Below are 15,568 nucleotides of genomic sequence, written 5' to 3'. Positions count from 1 at the left end.
TTGTGCGGGATCGGCGTCACGTCCTTGATCGACTTCACCTGGAGGCCGGCGGTCGCCAACGCCTGAATCGCCGACTCGCGACCAGAGCCCGGTCCCTGCACGCGAACGTGGACTCGCTTCACGCCGGCAGTCAGCGCTTCTCGCGCGCACTGCTCGGCCGCGACCGTCGCGGCGAAGGGCGTGCTCTTCTTGGACCCCTTGAAGCCCGCCTTGCCCGACGACCCCCACGACACGGTGTTCCCGTGCGAGTCGGTGATCGTGATGGTCGTGTTGTTGAAGGTCGCGCTGACGTGCGCGATCCCCTCAGCTTCCACCACCCGCTTTGCCTTCTTCCCAGTCGCCATACGAAATGAGTTCTCTCTACGTGGTCGCGGTGATCGCGAGAATTACTTGGTGACCTTCTTCTTGCCGGCAATCGCGCGGCGCGGACCCTTCTTCGTGCGCGCGTTGGTGTGCGTTCGCTGTCCGCGGACCGGCAGTCCCTTGCGGTGCCGGATGCCGCGGTACGAGCCAATGTCCATCAACCGCTTGATGTTCATCGCGACTTCGGTGCGGAGCGCGCCCTCGACCTTGTACTCGCGCTCGATCGCGCCGCGGATCTTGTTCACGTCCGCGTCGGTGAGATCGCGCACGCGGAGCGACGCGTCGACGCCGCTCTTCTTGATGATCTCGGCGGCGTTCTTTCGGCCGATGCCGTAGATGTACGTGAGACCGATCTCGACCTTTTTGTCGCGAGGGAGATCGACGCCAGAAATACGAGCCATGATTAGCCCTGACGCTGCTTATGCTTGGGGTTGCGCTTGCAGATGATGCGAGTCACGCCGTTTCGCTTCACGACTTTGCAATGCTCACAGATCGGCTTTACGCTCGTGCGAACTTTCACGGACGCTCCAAAAAACGACGCACGCGTCGTGCGTCGAGAAAGACGTTTCTAGACAGACCTTAACAGTAAACAGGACTGTAACTTCGATCAAGGGGAAGAGCGCGATGCCGGACAGGGCCGGTGGCTGCCCCGCTCCGGGTCGATCAGGCTCCGGCTTTCGCCGCCGCTAAAAGCCGAGCTCGCGGTTGACCGCCTGCATCGCCTGACGTCGATCGAGAGCCGCCGTGACCATGCGGCCGACGACGATGTACCGCGCCCCTGCTTCGGACGCCTCGTGCGGCGTGACCACGCGCGCCTGATCCTGCGTTGCCCCGCCCGCGGCGCGCACGCCCGGGACGAGAATCGACAGGCGATCGCCGAATCGCTCGGAAAGCGCTCGGGCCTCGCCACCGCCGCACACAACGCCGTGAGCACCCGCCTCGGCAGCGAGGTCGGCGAGACGCAGGACCTCGCTTCGTACGTCGAGGTTGGGTGAGCGCCCCCAGGCCCCCGCGACGGCCTCCGCGCTCAGCGACGTCAACACGGTCACCGCGAGCACCCGACAGTTGCCGCCGGCGTCGCGAGCGGCGTCCGCGGCGGCGCGAAGCATGGCCGAGCCTCCGGACGCGTGGACCGTCACGAGTGACGCGCCCAGTTTGGCCGCATTGCGTACGCCCCCGGCGACCGTGTTCGGGATGTCGTGGAACTTGAGGTCGAGAAAGACCTCCGAGCCCTGCTCGCGAATCGCCGCGACGACCGACGGCCCCGCAGCGGTGAAAAGCTCGTTGCCAACCTTGTAGAAGCGGCAGGCATCTCCGAGCTCCGTTACCAGCGAGAGGGCCGCGGGTGCCGTGGGTACGTCCAAGGCGATGATCGGAGTCGTGGTCACGAGTCTCTCGTGCAGTGTGTTCGTCACGCCAATCCCTCGAGCGTGCCCACCAGATCCGCGATGCGAGCAACGCTGTGCGCGTCGCACCAGGCCGACATCTCTTTCACGACGCGCATCGGCGCGCGTGGATCTCTCAGCGCCGCGGTGCCGATTCCCACGAGCGACGCCCCCGCCATGATGTACTGAAGCGCGTCGGAGCCGGCCGCGACACCGCCGACGCCGAGGATTGGAACTTGGACCGCCCTGCGCACCCGCCACGTCGCGAGGACGCCGACCGGCAGAATGGCCGGGCCGCTCACGCCCCCGGTCCCGAAGCCGAGCGCCGGGCGCCGCCGCTCGACGTCGATGAGCAATCCCGGAATCGTGTTCACGACGCTGATCGCATCGGCGCCGGCATCGACCGCGATCTTCGCCGCCTCGCCGATTCGTTCGAGCGTCGGCGAGAGCTTCACGAATACGGGGCGCCGCGTCTCGCGGCGCGCGCGCTCCACGACCGAGCGCAGCGCCGACGGATCGGCCCCGAACTCCATGCCGCCGGCTTTCACGTTCGGACAGCTGACGTTCAACTCGTACGCGTCGATCGCCGGCGCGTTGCCGGCGGTGAGACCCGCCTCCAACCCGGCGACTACGGCCGGATAGTCGTCCACGGCGAAGCCGACGACATTCGCGATCTTCCTCGTATCCGGCAGGTGCGAGGCCAGCCACGGCAAGTGATCGCGGCGCACCGCCTCGAGACCGGGGTTCGCCAGTCCGACAGCGTTGATCATCCCGCCCTCGAACTCGGCCACGCGAGGCGCGGGCGCTCCGGCCCTCGCCTCGACGGAGACCGCCTTGGTGACGAATCCGCCCAGCGAGTCGAGGTCGATGACCCGATCGAGCTCGGTGCCATAACCGGCGGTGCCGGAGGCGAGAACGACAGGATTTTGAAATGTCAGACCGCTCACGACGCTCTGGAGCGCCGGGCGCGAGGTCACCGGTTCTGGCTCCCGCCGGTGCCCGACTTCCCTCCCTCGACTCGCCGTTCGTAGGCGTCGAGGTACTGCTGCGCGCCGCTCGCGATGGCGGCGGCGATGGCGTCCTGCTTCGCGGGATCGGACAGGTAACGCGCTTCTCGCCCGTTGGTGCCGAACCCGATTTCGACGAGGACCGCCGGCATGAACGCCGTCACGAGCACGCGAAACCCCGCTTGTTTGACGCCGCGGCTGGGGCCGGGCGACATCGATGACAGTCGGCGCTGAATGATGTCGGCGAGCTGACTGGATTCACGCAGGTGTTCGTTCTGCTGCATGTCACTGAGAATGAAACTAAGCGGGTTTCCCGTGTCGAGCTCGGGACCCGTCTGCTCGAAGCGAACCGCGGCGTTCTCCATCCGCTCGACGCGGCGCGCGTCTTCGGTGCGCGCCTCGGAGAGGAAATACGTCTCGACGCCGCGCGCGGCCTCAGGGTCCTTCCACCCGAGGTTGGCCGCGTTGACGTGAATCGAAATGAAGAGATCGCCCCCGTTCCTGTTGGCGATCCGCCCGCGGTCGTCGAGGGCGATCAGCGTGTCCGTCGTGCGCGTGTACACGACCTCGAGACCGCGCGCCTGCAGACGAGCTCCCAGCTTTTTGGCGACGGCGAGCGTGATGTCTTTCTCGCAGATCTTGGGGCCGCCGCCAATCGGGCCGGTCATCCCGTTGTCGACGCCGCCGTGTCCGGCATCGACGATCACCGTCAGACGCCCGTGCTTCGAGGCTGCCGCCGGCCGTCGCACACCGTCGTCGTACTGGACCGACGTCGTGAGAGGAGTGGGGGCGGCCTCGCTCGACTTCGCCGGCGGAGCAGCGCGCTGCGCCAGCACCGTCGGCGCGGCGATGTCGGTCGAGAAGACGACCAGCTGCCCCGCGTCAGCGTCCCACCGCGTGTTCGGGACGAACTCGGGGAAGACGGCCGCCACGAGCTGAAGCGGCACCATCAAGCGACCGCTGGCCACCATCGGCGCGGCCGAGAGCTGCCGGACATCGTTGCCGACGCGCACGAGACGCGAACCCGCCTGGAGCTGTACACGCGTCCCCCATGCCTCGAGCGTGTACCACGACGACGAATCGTGACGGACGTTCACGCGCAGCACGGGCGCCAGTGCCTCGGGGCGCAGCATCGGGCCGGCGGGTGTCGCGGTGAGCGCGACGCGGATCGAACGGCGGGCGTCGTGCACGACGAGCGCCGACGGCGGCGTTCCGTGAGACAGCTGGAACGCCGCAACCACGATTCCGATCATCGCGAGCGAGCCACGCGGGCCATTTCCCGCTCGGCGTCGCGCGTGCGTTCGGTATCGCGCTTGTCGTGGACTTTCTTTCCTTTGGCGAGTGCGAGGGCCACTTTCGCCACCCCGTTCTTGAAGTACAGCTCGAGCGGGACCAGGGTCAGTCCTTGACGCTCGACGGCTCCTATCAGACGACGGATTTCCTTCCTGTGGAGCAACAGTTTGCGGGTCCGTTCCGGCTCGTGATTCGAGTAACCCCCCCGTTCGTAGGGCGAGATGTGGAGGTTGAGCAGAAATGGCTCACCGTCGCGCACGATTCCGTAAGCGTCGCTGATGTTCGCCCGCCCGTCGCGGAGGGATTTTACCTCGGTCCCGACGAGCACCAGACCCGCCTCGAACGTCTCGAGAATGTGGTAGTCGTAGCGCGCCCGCTTGTTGCGCGCGATCGACTGGATCTCGTCCTTCGCCGCGTCGGTGCGCGCGGACTTGGCGGAGCCTGAGCCGGACTTTAAGGGACGAGCTGGGGGGGGCATGTGCGGGATGACGCGGCGTGTGCGCTGCGGCTCGGAGCCTCGCGCGTTGTCGCAACTTAGACGAGCCATCTTCGCGCAGCAACACAGGATACGTTGACGCATCCACTGCGCACGGCTAGCTTTGGTTGCTCTGCCGAAGTGGTGGAATTGGTAGACGCGCTGGCTTCAGGAGCCAGTGGGCGCAAGCTCGTGGGGGTTCGAGTCCCCCCTTCGGCACTCGAACAGGTTTATCGCGGCGCGGACCGCCCGACCAGCTCGCTGGGGGCGACGTTCTCCGGCAACGCGACCGCGCCGAACGTCGCGCGCAGCGCCTCGTTCGCCTCGGTGAGATATCCGAGCAGAAGCTCGCCCGCGCGAACGATGTTGTCGTCGCGCAGTTTGAAGCTCCCACCGGCGAACGCGAACAGCGTCTGTCCCATCCGCGTCCACGTCGGCGCGCCGGCTCTCGACGCCAAGCCGTCCCGGTAGGCGCTCAAGCGCGCGTTGAACTGTCGCTCCGCGGTATCCGTCTTGTCCGCGGCGATTCCACGGTCCCGCGCGAATGCCTCCGAGATCTCCCGCGCGACGATCGACGCGGTGCGGTCGTCGAGCGCGTCGCGCTGCGCCGCGATCAGACCCAGGGCGCGCCTCGCGTATCGCAGCTCCCACGTGGCGTGATCGACGTCGCCGCGCGTCGCGTTCTGGGTCAGCCACTCGATGTCGCGAATCGCCGGCTCGACGAAGAGCGTGGCGACGTATCGTGCGGCTTTTCGCTGCGCGTCACGGTCGGCCCGCCACCGCGCAAAGAAAGGCATCGCTCAGGACTGGAGGACGGGCAGCGCTCTGGCGTCGGGTTCCTCGGCCAACGGCGCCAAGCCGACGCGCGATCGTACCTCACTCTCTTCCGCCAGCAGATCGGCGAGGCACACGCCGCCGAGCACGTCGTCGATCTTGCGCTGAAGCAGCATCCAGACCGGGCGGATGCTGCAGTTGTGCGACGACGAGCAGCGTTCCTCGCCCACCGGGTGCGACACGCAGTGCAGGTCGAACGTCATCGTCTCCGACGCTTCGATGACGTCGCGGATCGAGATGCGGTCTGCCGGGCGGGCGAGCGCGTAGCCTCCGCGCGCGCCGCGCGTGCTTCGCACGAGATTCGCCCGCCGGAGCCGGAGCAGAATCTGCTCGACATAGTCGGACGGCAGGCGCTCGAGGTCGGCGATCTCACGGCCGGTGATCGGGCCCTCGGACGCGCGACGCGCGAGGTGCAGCGCGCAGATGACGCCGTACTCGGCGAGCGTTGTGATGCGCATCGATTCGCAATCTAAGCTCGGGCGCGGGCCACGGTCAGCCCGCGCACGAGCCGGTGACGACCCGGATCAGCCGCCGGCCGAAGCGCCGTACTTGCCGCCCGGAACGCCGATCTCGGTCATTTTGCGCAGGTCGAGCACTTCGTCGGTCTCGTCCGGCGGGAGGATGCCGTCGCGCTTCACGAGATCGCGAATCAGGATCCCTTCCTTGACCGACTGTTTGCTGATCTCCGCCGCGCGGGCGTAACCGATCTGTGGAGCGAGCGCCGTAGCGAGAGCCGCCGAACGCTCCACCCAGTACGCGCACATCTCGCGGTTCGCCTGGATGCCGTTGATGCATCGCTCGGTGAGCGCGTTGGTCGCGTTGGTGAGAATGCGCATCGCGAGCAGCACGTTGAATCCGATGACGGGCATCATGACGTTCAACTCGAGCTGCCCATGCTCGGACGCGATGGCGACCGTGGTGTCGAGCCCCATTACCTGGAAGCACACCTGGTTCACCATCTCGGGAATCGACGGATTGATCTTGCCCGGCATGATGGACGATCCCGGCTGCACGGCAGGCAGCGTGATTTCGTCGATGCCGGTGCGCGGACCCATGACCATGAGGCGCAGATCGCTGGCGATCTTGCTGAGGTCGATCGCGAGCACGCGCAACGACGCGCTGAACCCGGCCACGTCGCCCATGCTCTGCATCAGCTGGATGCGATCCTCGCCTTCGCGCAGATCGAGTCCGGAGATCTCTTTGAGATTCCGCACCATCAACGGCGGGTATTCCTCTTCGACGGTGACGCCCGTTCCCACGGCGCTGCCGCCGATGCCGAGGTCGCGCAGATAGTCCGCGGCTTCGGTCACGCGGCGCATGCCGCGGGCGATCGAGCCCGCGTACGCGGTGAACTCCTGGCCAAGACGAATCGGCATCGCGTCCTGAAGGTGCGTGCGGCCGGCCTTGACGATGTCGTCGAACTCCTGGCCTTTGTTCGCCAGCGCGCGGCGCAGCGCTTCGAACGCGCGCGTGAGGGCGTCGAGCTGCGACAGACACGCGAGGCGAATCGCCGTCGGGATCGTGTCGTTCGTCGACTGCGCCATGTTCACGTGGTCGTTCGGATGCACCGGCGCGTACTCGCCGCGTTTGCCGCCGAGGATCTCGTTGGCGCGGTTCGCGAGCACCTCGTTCGCGTTCATGTTGTGCGACGTTCCGGCGCCCGCCTGATACGGGTCGACGATGAAATGCTCGCGGTGCTGGCCGCTCAGCACTTCGTCGGCCGCCGCGACGATCGCGTCGGCGAGACGCGCGTCGAGCCGGCCGGTCTCCTTATGCGTCAGCGCCGCGGCTTTCTTGATCCAGACCTGCGCGACGACGAACGGTTCGAGCGGCAGGAGGCCGCTGATCGGAAAGTTCTGCTTGGCGCGGAGGGTCTGCACGCCGTACATCGCGTCGGCGGGAACGTCGAGCGGCCCGAGGGGGTCTTTTTCGCGACGTGTATCAGGCATGATGAGAGGGTTCTAAACTCTGTTGAAAGGTTCGCCGTGCCGCGCGGGTCCCGAGAAGGCGTCGCACGACGGAAATGGCCAGCCCCGCGGCGGAGAGCATCGCGACACCCAACGCCGCGACACTCCAGGCATGCATGCGGCCGAAGTCGATCCGGCGCGGATCGCTCGGGGACAGGACTTCGATCGATCCGCCGGCGCTCGCCAGCAGCTTGTCGATTCGCTGCCCGAGCACCAGCGCGTACCCGCACGCCAGCGCGATGAGAAAACCCGCGCCGGCGCGCTGGCCCGCCACGCGGTAGCCGCTGAAATGGACCACGTCGTTCAGGTCCGGCGGCTGCGAGCGGAGACTCCAATTCTTGGTGAGTATCACCTGCTGGGCGACGGCCTCGATGAAACCCACGATGAGCGAGACGACGATGCCCGCCCAGAGCACGACCGGCAAAACGCGCCCGACGACCTCGCCCGCGCTCGCGCGACTGGGCAGCACCGCGAACAACGCGGGCGCCACGACGGCGGCGAACAATACGGCCGCGCCGAGCCAGAGGCTCAACGCCACCAGCTCGAATACGAGCGACACCGGACTCTGCGGCGCGGCCACGGTCTAGCGACTCCGTGAATGCGCGACGCCGAGCAGGAACGGGTTCGACGCGCGCTCGCGTCCGATGGTCGTCGCCGGGCCATGGCCGGGATACACGACGAGGTTTTCGTCCAACTCGCCGATGCGCACGAGCGATTCCTCCATGGCGCGCGGATCGGCGAGCGGCAGATCCGTTCGCCCGATCGAGCCGGCGAAGAGCAGGTCACCGCCCAATACGACGCCGTTGCCGTGAAAGACGACATGCCCCGGCGCGTGCCCCGGCACGTGCATCACCGAAAACGTGAGATCGCCCACCGAGAGCGAGTCTCCCTCGGCGAGCTCGCGATCGGGCGCCGGCGGCGCCTCGAACTGGATGTCGTACCCGGCGGCCGCCTGCGGCGCGCGGGCGAGCGTCGGGGCGTCGGCAGGATGCATGTAGACCGGCACCCGCCACTCGCGCTTCACCGCGGCGACGGCGCCGACGTGATCGAGATGCGCGTGCGTCAACCACACGGCATCGAGCGCCGCGCCTGAAGCGCGGATCCATTTCACGATGCGCTCGGGCTCCGCGCCCGGGTCGACGACGATCGCGCGGCCCGTCGCCTCGTCGACGACGAGATAGGTGTTTTCCTGAAATTCACCCACCGTCGCCGCCAGGATCTTCACGCCGTGTAGCCTCCCATGCCCACGATCGGCTCGCTCGGATTTCCGTCCGCGCGCGCCTTGAGGTATTTCTCGACCGCGATCGCCGCCGTCGTCGCGTCGCCGACCGCGGTGGTCACCTGTCGCGTGAGCTGCGAGCGAACGTCGCCCGCCGCGAAGAGTCCGCGGACGCTCGTCTCCATGTTCGCGTCCGTCTTGAAGTAGCCCATGTCGTCGTGCTCGACGTGCTCCGCGACGATGCCGGTGTTCGGCCGGAACCCGATGAATACGAACATGCCCGTCACCGCGAGGTCGCGCGTCTCTTCGGTAGTGACCTCGCGCAGACGCAGATTGCTGACGAGCCCCTGTCCGTCGGCCTGCACCTCGTCGACGACGGCATTCCAAATGACCTCGACCTTCGGGTTCGCGAACAAGCGCTCTTGCAGAATCTTCGATGCGCGCAGCTCGTCGCGGCGGTGGATCAGATAGACCTTGTCGGCGTAGCGGGTGAGGAAGTCCGCCTCTTCGGTCGCGGCGTCACCGCCACCGACGACGGCGATCGTCTGCTTCCGGAAGAATGCGCCGTCGCAGATCGCGCAGTAGGAAACTCCCTTCCCCGCGTACTCGATCTCGCCGGGAATTCCGAGCTTGATCGGCGTGCCGCCCGCGGTGATGATGACCGCCGGCGAGCAGTAGACGTCGCCCGAATCCGTCCGCGTCGAGAATGTCCCGTCATCCAATCGCTCCACGCGATCGACGTACACCCCCGTACGAATCTCCGCGCCGAACTTCGCGGCGTGATCGGCGAACTTCTGGGCGAGGTCCTGTCCGAGAATGTGCTCGAAGCCGGGATAGTCCTCGATGAGCTCGGTGTTCAGCAGCTCGCCTCCCGGAAAGCCCTTCTCGAGGATGACGGCGTGAAGCATCGCGCGTCCGGCGTACAGTCCGGCGCACATTCCCGCGGGGCCCGCTCCGATGATTACGACGTCGTAATTGTAGGTAGTCCCCACGACAGATCCTCTCGTCGCGGCTCGCCGGCCCTCTCGCCGGGCTTTGCCGCATCATGATGATCAAATGTAGCCGATGCGGGAACCGCCTTTCGCATCGCTCACTTACGAATGTGTCGCCCGCCGTCGACGATGATGGTGTCTCCGGTGAAGTAGTCCGCGCCGAGGATGAACAGAACGGCGTCCGAGACATCCTCCGGGCTGCCGTTTCGCTGGAGCGGCGTCGTGCCCCGAAGACGCTCGGCGTCGGCCTCGCTCCAGCCGTCCGGCAGGAGCACCGTTCCCGGCGCGACTGCTCCGACGCGAATCTCCGGCGCGAGAACACGGGCGAGCGCACGCGTCAGGTACACGACGCCCGATTTCGACAACCCGTGAACGAGATAACCCGGCCACGTTTCGAACGCGGCGAGGTCGGCGATGTTGACGATCACTCCCTGGGCGCGACGCAAATGCGGAGCAGCGGCCTGCGACAGGAGGAACGGCGCCCGGAGATTCAGCGCCATGATCTTGTCCCACTCGGACGCGTCGGTCTCGCCGAGCGGAGTGCGCTCCATGATGGCCGCCGAGTTCACGAGCACGTCGAGCGCGCCGAACCGATTCACGACCGTGTCGACGAGACCGGTGATTTCATCGGGACGAGTGAGGTCCGCGCCGAACGTATCGCCCGATCCGCCGAGCTTCTCGATCTCGCGCAGCGTTTCCTTCGCGCCGTCGGCGGTCGAGTTGTAATGCACGGCGACGCGCATCTTCCGCGCTCCAAGGCCGAGCGCGATCGCTCGGCCCACGCGATGGCCCGCTCCGGTTACGAGGGCCCTCTTTCCGTTCAGCTCCATGTCGTCGCTCGCCTGTTCAGCCTCTACGACTTCGGACCAGCTACGCCGCGCGGTCGCGAATGCGGGCGTCCTGCCGCTCGAGCCACGCCTCCGGGACCCGCATCATGCCGAGCGTTCGCGCGCCCTCCGCGGCGCCATGCCAATCGGAGCCGCCGCTCGGGACGAGCCCGAAGAAATCCACCAACGCGGTGAGGCGGGCGATGTCTTCGGGTGAATGGCTCGGGTGTCGTACTTCGACGCCGTCGATGCCCTCGTGTGCGAACGCCTCGATACGATCGCGCGTGCCGGATTGCGCGGGGTGCGCGAGAACCGCGAGCCCGCCGGCGCCGTGGATGGCCGCGATCGCGTCGGCCGCGCTCAGCCTCTCCTTCGGGATGTACGCCGGACGTCCGCTTCCCAGGTAGCGGTCGAACGCGTCGCGAAAATCGACGGCCCAGCCCTCGGCGATCATCGCTCGAGCGACGTGCGGGCGGCCGATCGCACCGCCTGCCGCTTGCTCCAGGACCGCCGCCATCTCGATTCGCACTCCGAGCTCGTTCAGGCGAAGCACGATCCGTTCCGCGCGCCCGCGCCGCATCTGGCGCAATGCGATCAGTTGCGCGTCCAGATGCCGCGTGTCCGACAGGTGCAGCCCGAGAATGTGAGTCTCGGCGTCGCCTTCGACGGCGCTCAACTCGATTCCCGGAACGACGCGAACGCCAAGGGCGGCTCCGGCCGCGGCCGCCGGCGCGATTCCGTCGAGCGTGTCGTGGTCGGTCAACGCGATCGCCGACAGACCGACGCGCTTCGCTTCGCGAACCACGTCTTCCGGCGCGCGCGTTCCATCGGACGCGGTCGAATGGACGTGCAGATCGACGAAGGTGGCGGCGTCGCTCCCTCCCATGCGCGCAGAGGGCGACGTCACGCCGAGTAGTCGGCTTCCGGCGACGTGTCGCTCGGCTGCGAGCACTCGAACAGCCGCGCGAGATCCGCGTCGCTCATCTCGACGAGCGAGCGCTCGCGTGATCGAGTCCCGACGGGCGAGTAGCGGCTGACGCGGACCTCGCGGTCGCTGCCCGTTCCGTTGATGAAGATCAGCCCGAACTCGTCGCGGTCGTACTGCGTCACCCGGCCCGAGGGAAACACGAGCCAGTTCTTGCCGCCGACCGTGAGCACGCGCGATGGCATCAGCTCAACTCCACTTCCATGTAGACCCGCTGCGGGTCGAGGATCGGTTCGGGCGCCGACGCGTGCGCGCGCGCCAACGTGTCGGCGTCCCCCGCCTCGACGAACTCGAGGAAGGCGCCGGGAAGCCCGGCTTCCTCGAACGCCCAAAAGCGGCAGTTCTGTTTCGCGTAGTGATCGTGCTTACGGCGCAGCTTTTCGTGGAATCGCTCGCGATCCGGCGGCGTGACGAGCGTGCGTTGAATGGTGAGTGCGCGCGGCACGGTCAGAGCACCGTCTCGGGGAAGGTTTCGAGACTTCGCTTTACGAAGCTCATGAATTTGTCGGCGTCCGCGCCGTCGACGACGCGGTGGTCGAACGAGAGAGAGAGATACGAACAGGTCCGGATGGCGAGCATGTCTTCGCCTTCCGGACCGGTGACGACCTTGGGCCGTTTTTCGATCGCGCCCACACAGAGGATCGCGACCTGCGGCTGGTTGATGATCGGCGTGCCTGTGAGCGAGCCGAACACGCCCGGGTTCGTGATCGTGAACGTCCCGTCCTGCACTTCGCGCGGGTCGAGCCGCTTGGTGCGTGCGCGGTTGGCGAGGTCGTTGAGCGTACGAGTCAGGCCCGTCAACGAGAGGTTGTCGGCGCCCTTGATGACGGGCACGATCAAGCCCCACTCGAGCGCGACGGCGATGCCCAGGTTGATCGGCTTCCGGTAGATGACCTCGTTGCCGCGCACGGAAGCGTTCACGACCGGGATCGCCTTGAGCCCGTCGACGACCGCCTTCAGGATGAACGGCATGTAGGTGAGCTTCTCGCCCGTCGCCTTTTCGAACTCGGCGCGATTCTTCGCCCGAATCCGCGCGATCCGCGTGAAGTCGACCTCGAAGAACGTGCTCACGTGCGCGGACGTGTGCCGCGACGCCACCATGTGCTCGCTGATCAGCGCGCGCATCTTGGTCATGGGCTCGACGACGTCGCCCGGCCACGGCTCGGGGAGCGGCAGCGATCCAGCATGCACCGGCGCTACGCCGCCGACCTTCGGCGGAGCCTTGGCGCCGGATTCGAGAAACTCGAGCAGGTCTTTCTTCGTGACGCGCCCGGCGACACCGCTGCCGTGGAGTCCGGAGATCTCGACGCCGTGCTCCGCCGCCATGCGGCGGACGAGGGGCGAGGACTTGGTGCGGAGACGTTCCTCGAGCGATGCGCCGTTGCCGTGAGGAGCGGCGGGCGGCGGCGCGGCAGGTGGTGGCTCGGACGGTTTCTCGGTCGAAGGTGCAGCGGATGCGGCAACCGGGGCCACGGCCTTGGCCGGAGCGGCGGGCGCCGGCGCGGGAGCAGCGGGCGCCGGGACGGCCGCGGTCACGTCGGTCTCGAGACGCGCGACCAGCGTGTCGACCGGAACCGTCTGCCCTTCCTTCACGAGGATCTCGGCGATGACACCGCTCGCCGGCGCCGGAATCTCGGCGTCGACCTTGTCCGTCGAGATCTCGAACATCGGTTCGTCGCGCTTGACCGAGTCGCCGACCTTCTTGAGCCACTTCGACAGTGTGCCCTCGGCGATCGATTCCCCCATCTGGGGCATCACGACGTCTATACGTGCCACCGAATCATCCTCGCTCCGAGTTTTGCGCGCGACGCCGCCCGCGCGAGAACAACCAGATCGTGACCGTCGGAAGCAACACGAGGCCGGTGAAAGCCCCGATCAACCAGTACGACGTCCACCCGCACGGCGCGCCCGTTTCGGCGTCGGGCTTACACCGCGCCAGCGCGCCGACGATTTTCGCCACCAGGACGGCCACCATGCCGCCCCCGGCGAAACCGCCGATGGCCGTAATACATCCGATACCAAAATATGCGGAACGCGGCGTGGGCGCTCGCGGCGGTGACTCGTCTGGAGGCGCCATCGGAGCGGGAGGTCGGGGCGGGTGCGGCGGTTGGCCGCGCGTCAGTAGCTGGACGTCAGCCGGTGCGACGGGTCGTCGGCCCGGTGCAGTGCAACAAAGAATTTCTTGACGTTTCGATCGAGACGACTCTCCCCCATCTGGTCGCTCTCGACCTGCACGAACGTGTAGTGCCCGCCCTCGGCCCGCACGGTGAGGCGAAGCGCGCCGAGCGGTCCGGTGTAGGTTCGCGTCTTGGGAGCGGTCGTATGCTGCGCCAGCCCGATCTTTGGAAAGAACTCATCGGCGGCGGCGAGCACGTCCGTCACTTCCATGTGGCTGCGATAAAAGTGTCGCATCAGGGAATGTTCGAGGGTCGTTCGCTGATCACGTCCTGCATCCAGTCCGTACGCTCGAGCGGATGGAGCGAATCGCGCCGGAATCGGATCGCCACCGCCCAGGTGCCCGGGATGACAAAATTCAGCTTTGCATGATACGTCCCGACTTCGGGGCCGTAGGCCATTCCGTCGTACGTTTTCGATTGCGGTCCGTTGGGCGCCTGCTCCTCGATCGGCTTTCCGGCGAACAGCTGGCCTTCACCGCCCTCGATGGGCTGCCGCGTCTTCCGGTCGAAGACTTGGACCGTGTAGTGGACGTCGTCGCGCGCGTGCGGCGGCGCCTGGTCGGGCTTGATGGTGAAATCGTAGCTCAGCGTGAACTGGTGCAGCGGCGGAGGCCCGTTGTCTCCGCCGCATGACGCCACCGCGACGACGGCCGCGACCAGCGCGCCGAGTCGCCCCAACCGTTGCCAACGTCGCATCGCCGGCTCTCCTCGTTTTACGACTGGTAGTACTCCAGCCCGAGGTGCGTGATCTGCTCCTCACCCATCAGGTGCCGAAGCGTGTTCTTGAGCTTCGTCTGCTGGATGAAAAGATCGTGTTCCGGCTGGAGACCGGGAGCGGCCATCGGCGACTTGTAATAGAAGCTTAACCATTCCTGAATGCCCTTCATGCCCGCCCGGTGCGCGAAGTCCGAGAACAGCGCGAGGTCGAGCACGATCGGGGCGGCCAGGATGGAATCTCGACAGAGGAAGTTCACCTTGATCTGCATCGGGTACCCCATCCACCCGACGATGTCGATGTTGTCCCAGCCTTCCTTGTTGTCGCCGCGCGGCGGGTAATAGTTGATGCGCACCACGTGCGAGAAGTCCTTGTACAGCTCGGGGTAGCTCTCCGGCTGCAGGATGGTGTGCAGCACGCTCAGCTTCGACTCCTCCTTCGTCTTGAAGGAGGCCGGATCGTCGAGCACCTCGCCGTCGCGGTTGCCAAGGATGTTGGTCGAGTACCAGCCGGCGAGTCCAAGCATACGCGCCTTGAGACCCGGCGCGATCACCGTCTTCATCCACGTCTGGCCGGTCTTGAAATCCTTGCCCGAGATCGGAACACCCTTATCGTTGGCGAGCTGCTGAAGTGCCTGTGTGTCGACGGCGAGGTTCGGGGCGCCGTTGCAGTACGGAATCCCCTCCATGATCGCGGCCCACGCGTAGAGCATCGCCGGCGAGATCGCGTCGTCGTTCTGCTCCATCGCCCGCTCGAACTGCTGGATCGTGGCGTGCTGCGGACCGGGCTTGATGAAGATCTCGGTCGATGCACACCAGACGATCACCAGGCGGTCGCATTTGTGCTTCGCCTTGAAGTCGCGCATGTCCTGGCGAAGCTGCTCGGCGAGGTCCCGTTTCGATTTGCCCTTCTTGACGTTGTCGCCGTGGATTCGCGTGACGTACTTGTTGTCGAAGACCGCCGGCATCGGGTTGATGGCCTTCAGGAATTCGGCGACCGGCTCGATGTCGCGGTCCTCGAGCACGCCGGCCTTTTTCGCCGCCGTGTAGGCGTCATCGGGGATCGGATCCCACGCGCCGAAGACGATGTTCTCCAACGGCGCGAGCGGGACGAAATCCTTGATGAGCGGCGAGCGGTTGTCGGTGCGCTTGCCGAGCCGGATCGTCGCCATCTGCGTGAGCGAGCCGATCGGCTTGGCGTGACAGCGCCGAATGCTTTCGACGCCGGCCATGAATGTCGTTGCGACGGCACCGAGCCCAGGGGTCAGGATGCCGAGCGTGCCGGTGGCCGGACGGATGGTGGGCGAAGCCACGAAGTCTATCTCCTGTC

The 15,568-nt window shown here is 66.6% G+C and carries 22 protein-coding genes and 1 tRNA gene; 1 reads left to right on the top strand and 22 read right to left on the bottom strand.

Translation table 11 applies throughout. The annotated features are described in order from the left end of the window. The 7 genes from rpsK to smpB all read right to left on the bottom strand — a co-directional run. Window positions 1-344: 30S ribosomal protein S11 (gene rpsK / locus VGQ44_06050; protein ID HEV8446358.1), on the bottom strand; the 344-nt coding region annotated here is incomplete at its 3' end. A gap of 42 nt (window positions 345-386) precedes the next feature. Next, the gene (gene rpsM / locus VGQ44_06045) at window positions 387-764 is read right to left on the bottom strand and encodes a 30S ribosomal protein S13 (GenBank protein HEV8446357.1); all 378 of its coding nucleotides are present in this window, start codon (window positions 762-764) and stop codon (window positions 387-389) included. 2 nt (window positions 765-766) lie between these two features. Further along, on the bottom strand, window positions 767-883 hold the full coding sequence (gene rpmJ, locus VGQ44_06040; protein HEV8446356.1) for a 50S ribosomal protein L36: 117 nt from the start codon (window positions 881-883) through the stop codon (window positions 767-769). Between the two features lie 166 nt (window positions 884-1,049). Further along, the gene (gene pyrF / locus VGQ44_06035) at window positions 1,050-1,751 is read right to left on the bottom strand and encodes an orotidine-5'-phosphate decarboxylase (protein ID HEV8446355.1); all 702 of its coding nucleotides are present in this window, start codon (window positions 1,749-1,751) and stop codon (window positions 1,050-1,052) included. Between the two features lie 23 nt (window positions 1,752-1,774). Then, window positions 1,775-2,725 (bottom strand): dihydroorotate dehydrogenase, encoded by a 951-nt coding sequence (locus VGQ44_06030; GenBank protein HEV8446354.1) that lies wholly within the window; start codon window positions 2,723-2,725, stop codon window positions 1,775-1,777. Continuing rightward, complete coding sequence (locus tag VGQ44_06025; GenBank protein HEV8446353.1) at window positions 2,722-4,008, bottom strand: N-acetylmuramoyl-L-alanine amidase; 1,287 nt, start codon at window positions 4,006-4,008, stop codon at window positions 2,722-2,724. Before VGQ44_06025 ends, VGQ44_06030 begins: the two co-directional genes overlap by 4 nt. Continuing rightward, the gene (smpB, locus tag VGQ44_06020) at window positions 4,005-4,526 is read right to left on the bottom strand and encodes an SsrA-binding protein SmpB (protein HEV8446352.1); all 522 of its coding nucleotides are present in this window, start codon (window positions 4,524-4,526) and stop codon (window positions 4,005-4,007) included. The genes VGQ44_06025 and smpB overlap by 4 nt, the downstream gene beginning before the upstream one ends. A 132-nt stretch (window positions 4,527-4,658) precedes the next feature. Between smpB and VGQ44_06015 the strand changes: the two genes are divergently transcribed. Continuing rightward, window positions 4,659-4,742 (top strand) — tRNA-Leu (locus VGQ44_06015). Window positions 4,743-4,753: 11 nt separating this feature from the next. On the opposite strand, the gene VGQ44_06010 is transcribed toward VGQ44_06015, so the two are convergent. The 15 genes from VGQ44_06010 to VGQ44_05940 all read right to left on the bottom strand — a co-directional run bounded on the left by VGQ44_06010 (window position 4,754) and on the right by VGQ44_05940 (window position 15,551). Beyond that, window positions 4,754-5,320, bottom strand: a complete 567-nt coding sequence (locus VGQ44_06010) for a hypothetical protein (protein HEV8446351.1) — start codon at window positions 5,318-5,320, stop codon at window positions 4,754-4,756. A 3-nt stretch (window positions 5,321-5,323) separates the two neighbouring features. Beyond that, complete coding sequence (locus VGQ44_06005; GenBank protein ID HEV8446350.1) at window positions 5,324-5,815, bottom strand: Rrf2 family transcriptional regulator; 492 nt, start codon at window positions 5,813-5,815, stop codon at window positions 5,324-5,326. A 66-nt stretch (window positions 5,816-5,881) separates the two neighbouring features. Continuing rightward, a complete protein-coding gene (locus tag VGQ44_06000) occupies window positions 5,882-7,306 on the bottom strand; it encodes an aspartate ammonia-lyase (GenBank protein HEV8446349.1) in 1,425 nt (474 codons plus the stop codon). Beyond that, window positions 7,299-7,904 (bottom strand): DUF4149 domain-containing protein, encoded by a 606-nt coding sequence (locus VGQ44_05995; protein HEV8446348.1) that lies wholly within the window; start codon window positions 7,902-7,904, stop codon window positions 7,299-7,301. The genes VGQ44_06000 and VGQ44_05995 overlap by 8 nt, the downstream gene beginning before the upstream one ends. 3 nt (window positions 7,905-7,907) lie before the next feature. Next, window positions 7,908-8,549 (bottom strand): MBL fold metallo-hydrolase, encoded by a 642-nt coding sequence (locus VGQ44_05990; GenBank protein HEV8446347.1) that lies wholly within the window; start codon window positions 8,547-8,549, stop codon window positions 7,908-7,910. Continuing rightward, on the bottom strand, window positions 8,546-9,535 hold the full coding sequence (gene trxB / locus VGQ44_05985) for a thioredoxin-disulfide reductase (protein HEV8446346.1): 990 nt from the start codon (window positions 9,533-9,535) through the stop codon (window positions 8,546-8,548). The genes VGQ44_05990 and trxB overlap by 4 nt, the downstream gene beginning before the upstream one ends. Window positions 9,536-9,633: 98 nt before the next feature. Continuing rightward, entirely contained in the window at window positions 9,634-10,365 is a 732-nt protein-coding gene (locus tag VGQ44_05980; GenBank protein ID HEV8446345.1) for an SDR family oxidoreductase, read from the bottom strand. Window positions 10,366-10,405: 40 nt separating this feature from the next. Beyond that, window positions 10,406-11,269: a PHP domain-containing protein gene (locus tag VGQ44_05975; protein ID HEV8446344.1), complete on the bottom strand. Its 864-nt coding sequence runs from the start codon at window positions 11,267-11,269 to the stop codon at window positions 10,406-10,408. After that, window positions 11,266-11,532, bottom strand: coding sequence for a hypothetical protein (locus tag VGQ44_05970; GenBank protein HEV8446343.1), 267 nt, complete (start codon window positions 11,530-11,532; stop codon window positions 11,266-11,268). Before VGQ44_05970 ends, VGQ44_05975 begins: the two co-directional genes overlap by 4 nt. Next, window positions 11,532-11,792: a hypothetical protein gene (locus VGQ44_05965; protein ID HEV8446342.1), complete on the bottom strand. Its 261-nt coding sequence runs from the start codon at window positions 11,790-11,792 to the stop codon at window positions 11,532-11,534. The genes VGQ44_05970 and VGQ44_05965 overlap by 1 nt, the downstream gene beginning before the upstream one ends. A gap of 2 nt (window positions 11,793-11,794) precedes the next feature. Then, on the bottom strand, window positions 11,795-13,123 hold the full coding sequence (locus tag VGQ44_05960; GenBank protein ID HEV8446341.1) for a dihydrolipoamide acetyltransferase family protein: 1,329 nt from the start codon (window positions 13,121-13,123) through the stop codon (window positions 11,795-11,797). A gap of 4 nt (window positions 13,124-13,127) precedes the next feature. Next, the gene (locus tag VGQ44_05955) at window positions 13,128-13,322 is read right to left on the bottom strand and encodes a hypothetical protein (GenBank protein HEV8446340.1); all 195 of its coding nucleotides are present in this window, start codon (window positions 13,320-13,322) and stop codon (window positions 13,128-13,130) included. Between the two features lie 143 nt (window positions 13,323-13,465). Then, on the bottom strand, window positions 13,466-13,759 hold the full coding sequence (locus VGQ44_05950; GenBank protein ID HEV8446339.1) for a hypothetical protein: 294 nt from the start codon (window positions 13,757-13,759) through the stop codon (window positions 13,466-13,468). Beyond that, window positions 13,759-14,220, bottom strand: a complete 462-nt coding sequence (locus tag VGQ44_05945; protein HEV8446338.1) for a hypothetical protein — start codon at window positions 14,218-14,220, stop codon at window positions 13,759-13,761. Before VGQ44_05945 ends, VGQ44_05950 begins: the two co-directional genes overlap by 1 nt. Window positions 14,221-14,237: 17 nt before the next feature. After that, entirely contained in the window at window positions 14,238-15,551 is a 1,314-nt protein-coding gene (locus VGQ44_05940) for an inositol-3-phosphate synthase (GenBank protein ID HEV8446337.1), read from the bottom strand. Between the last annotated feature and the right edge of the window lie 17 nt (window positions 15,552-15,568).

Source organism: Gemmatimonadaceae bacterium (assembly GCA_036003045.1).
Classification (GTDB): Bacteria; Gemmatimonadota; Gemmatimonadetes; order Gemmatimonadales; family Gemmatimonadaceae; genus JAQBQB01.
Note: the sequence above shows the minus strand (reverse complement) of the source record. Positions and strands in the feature narration are given on the sequence as shown.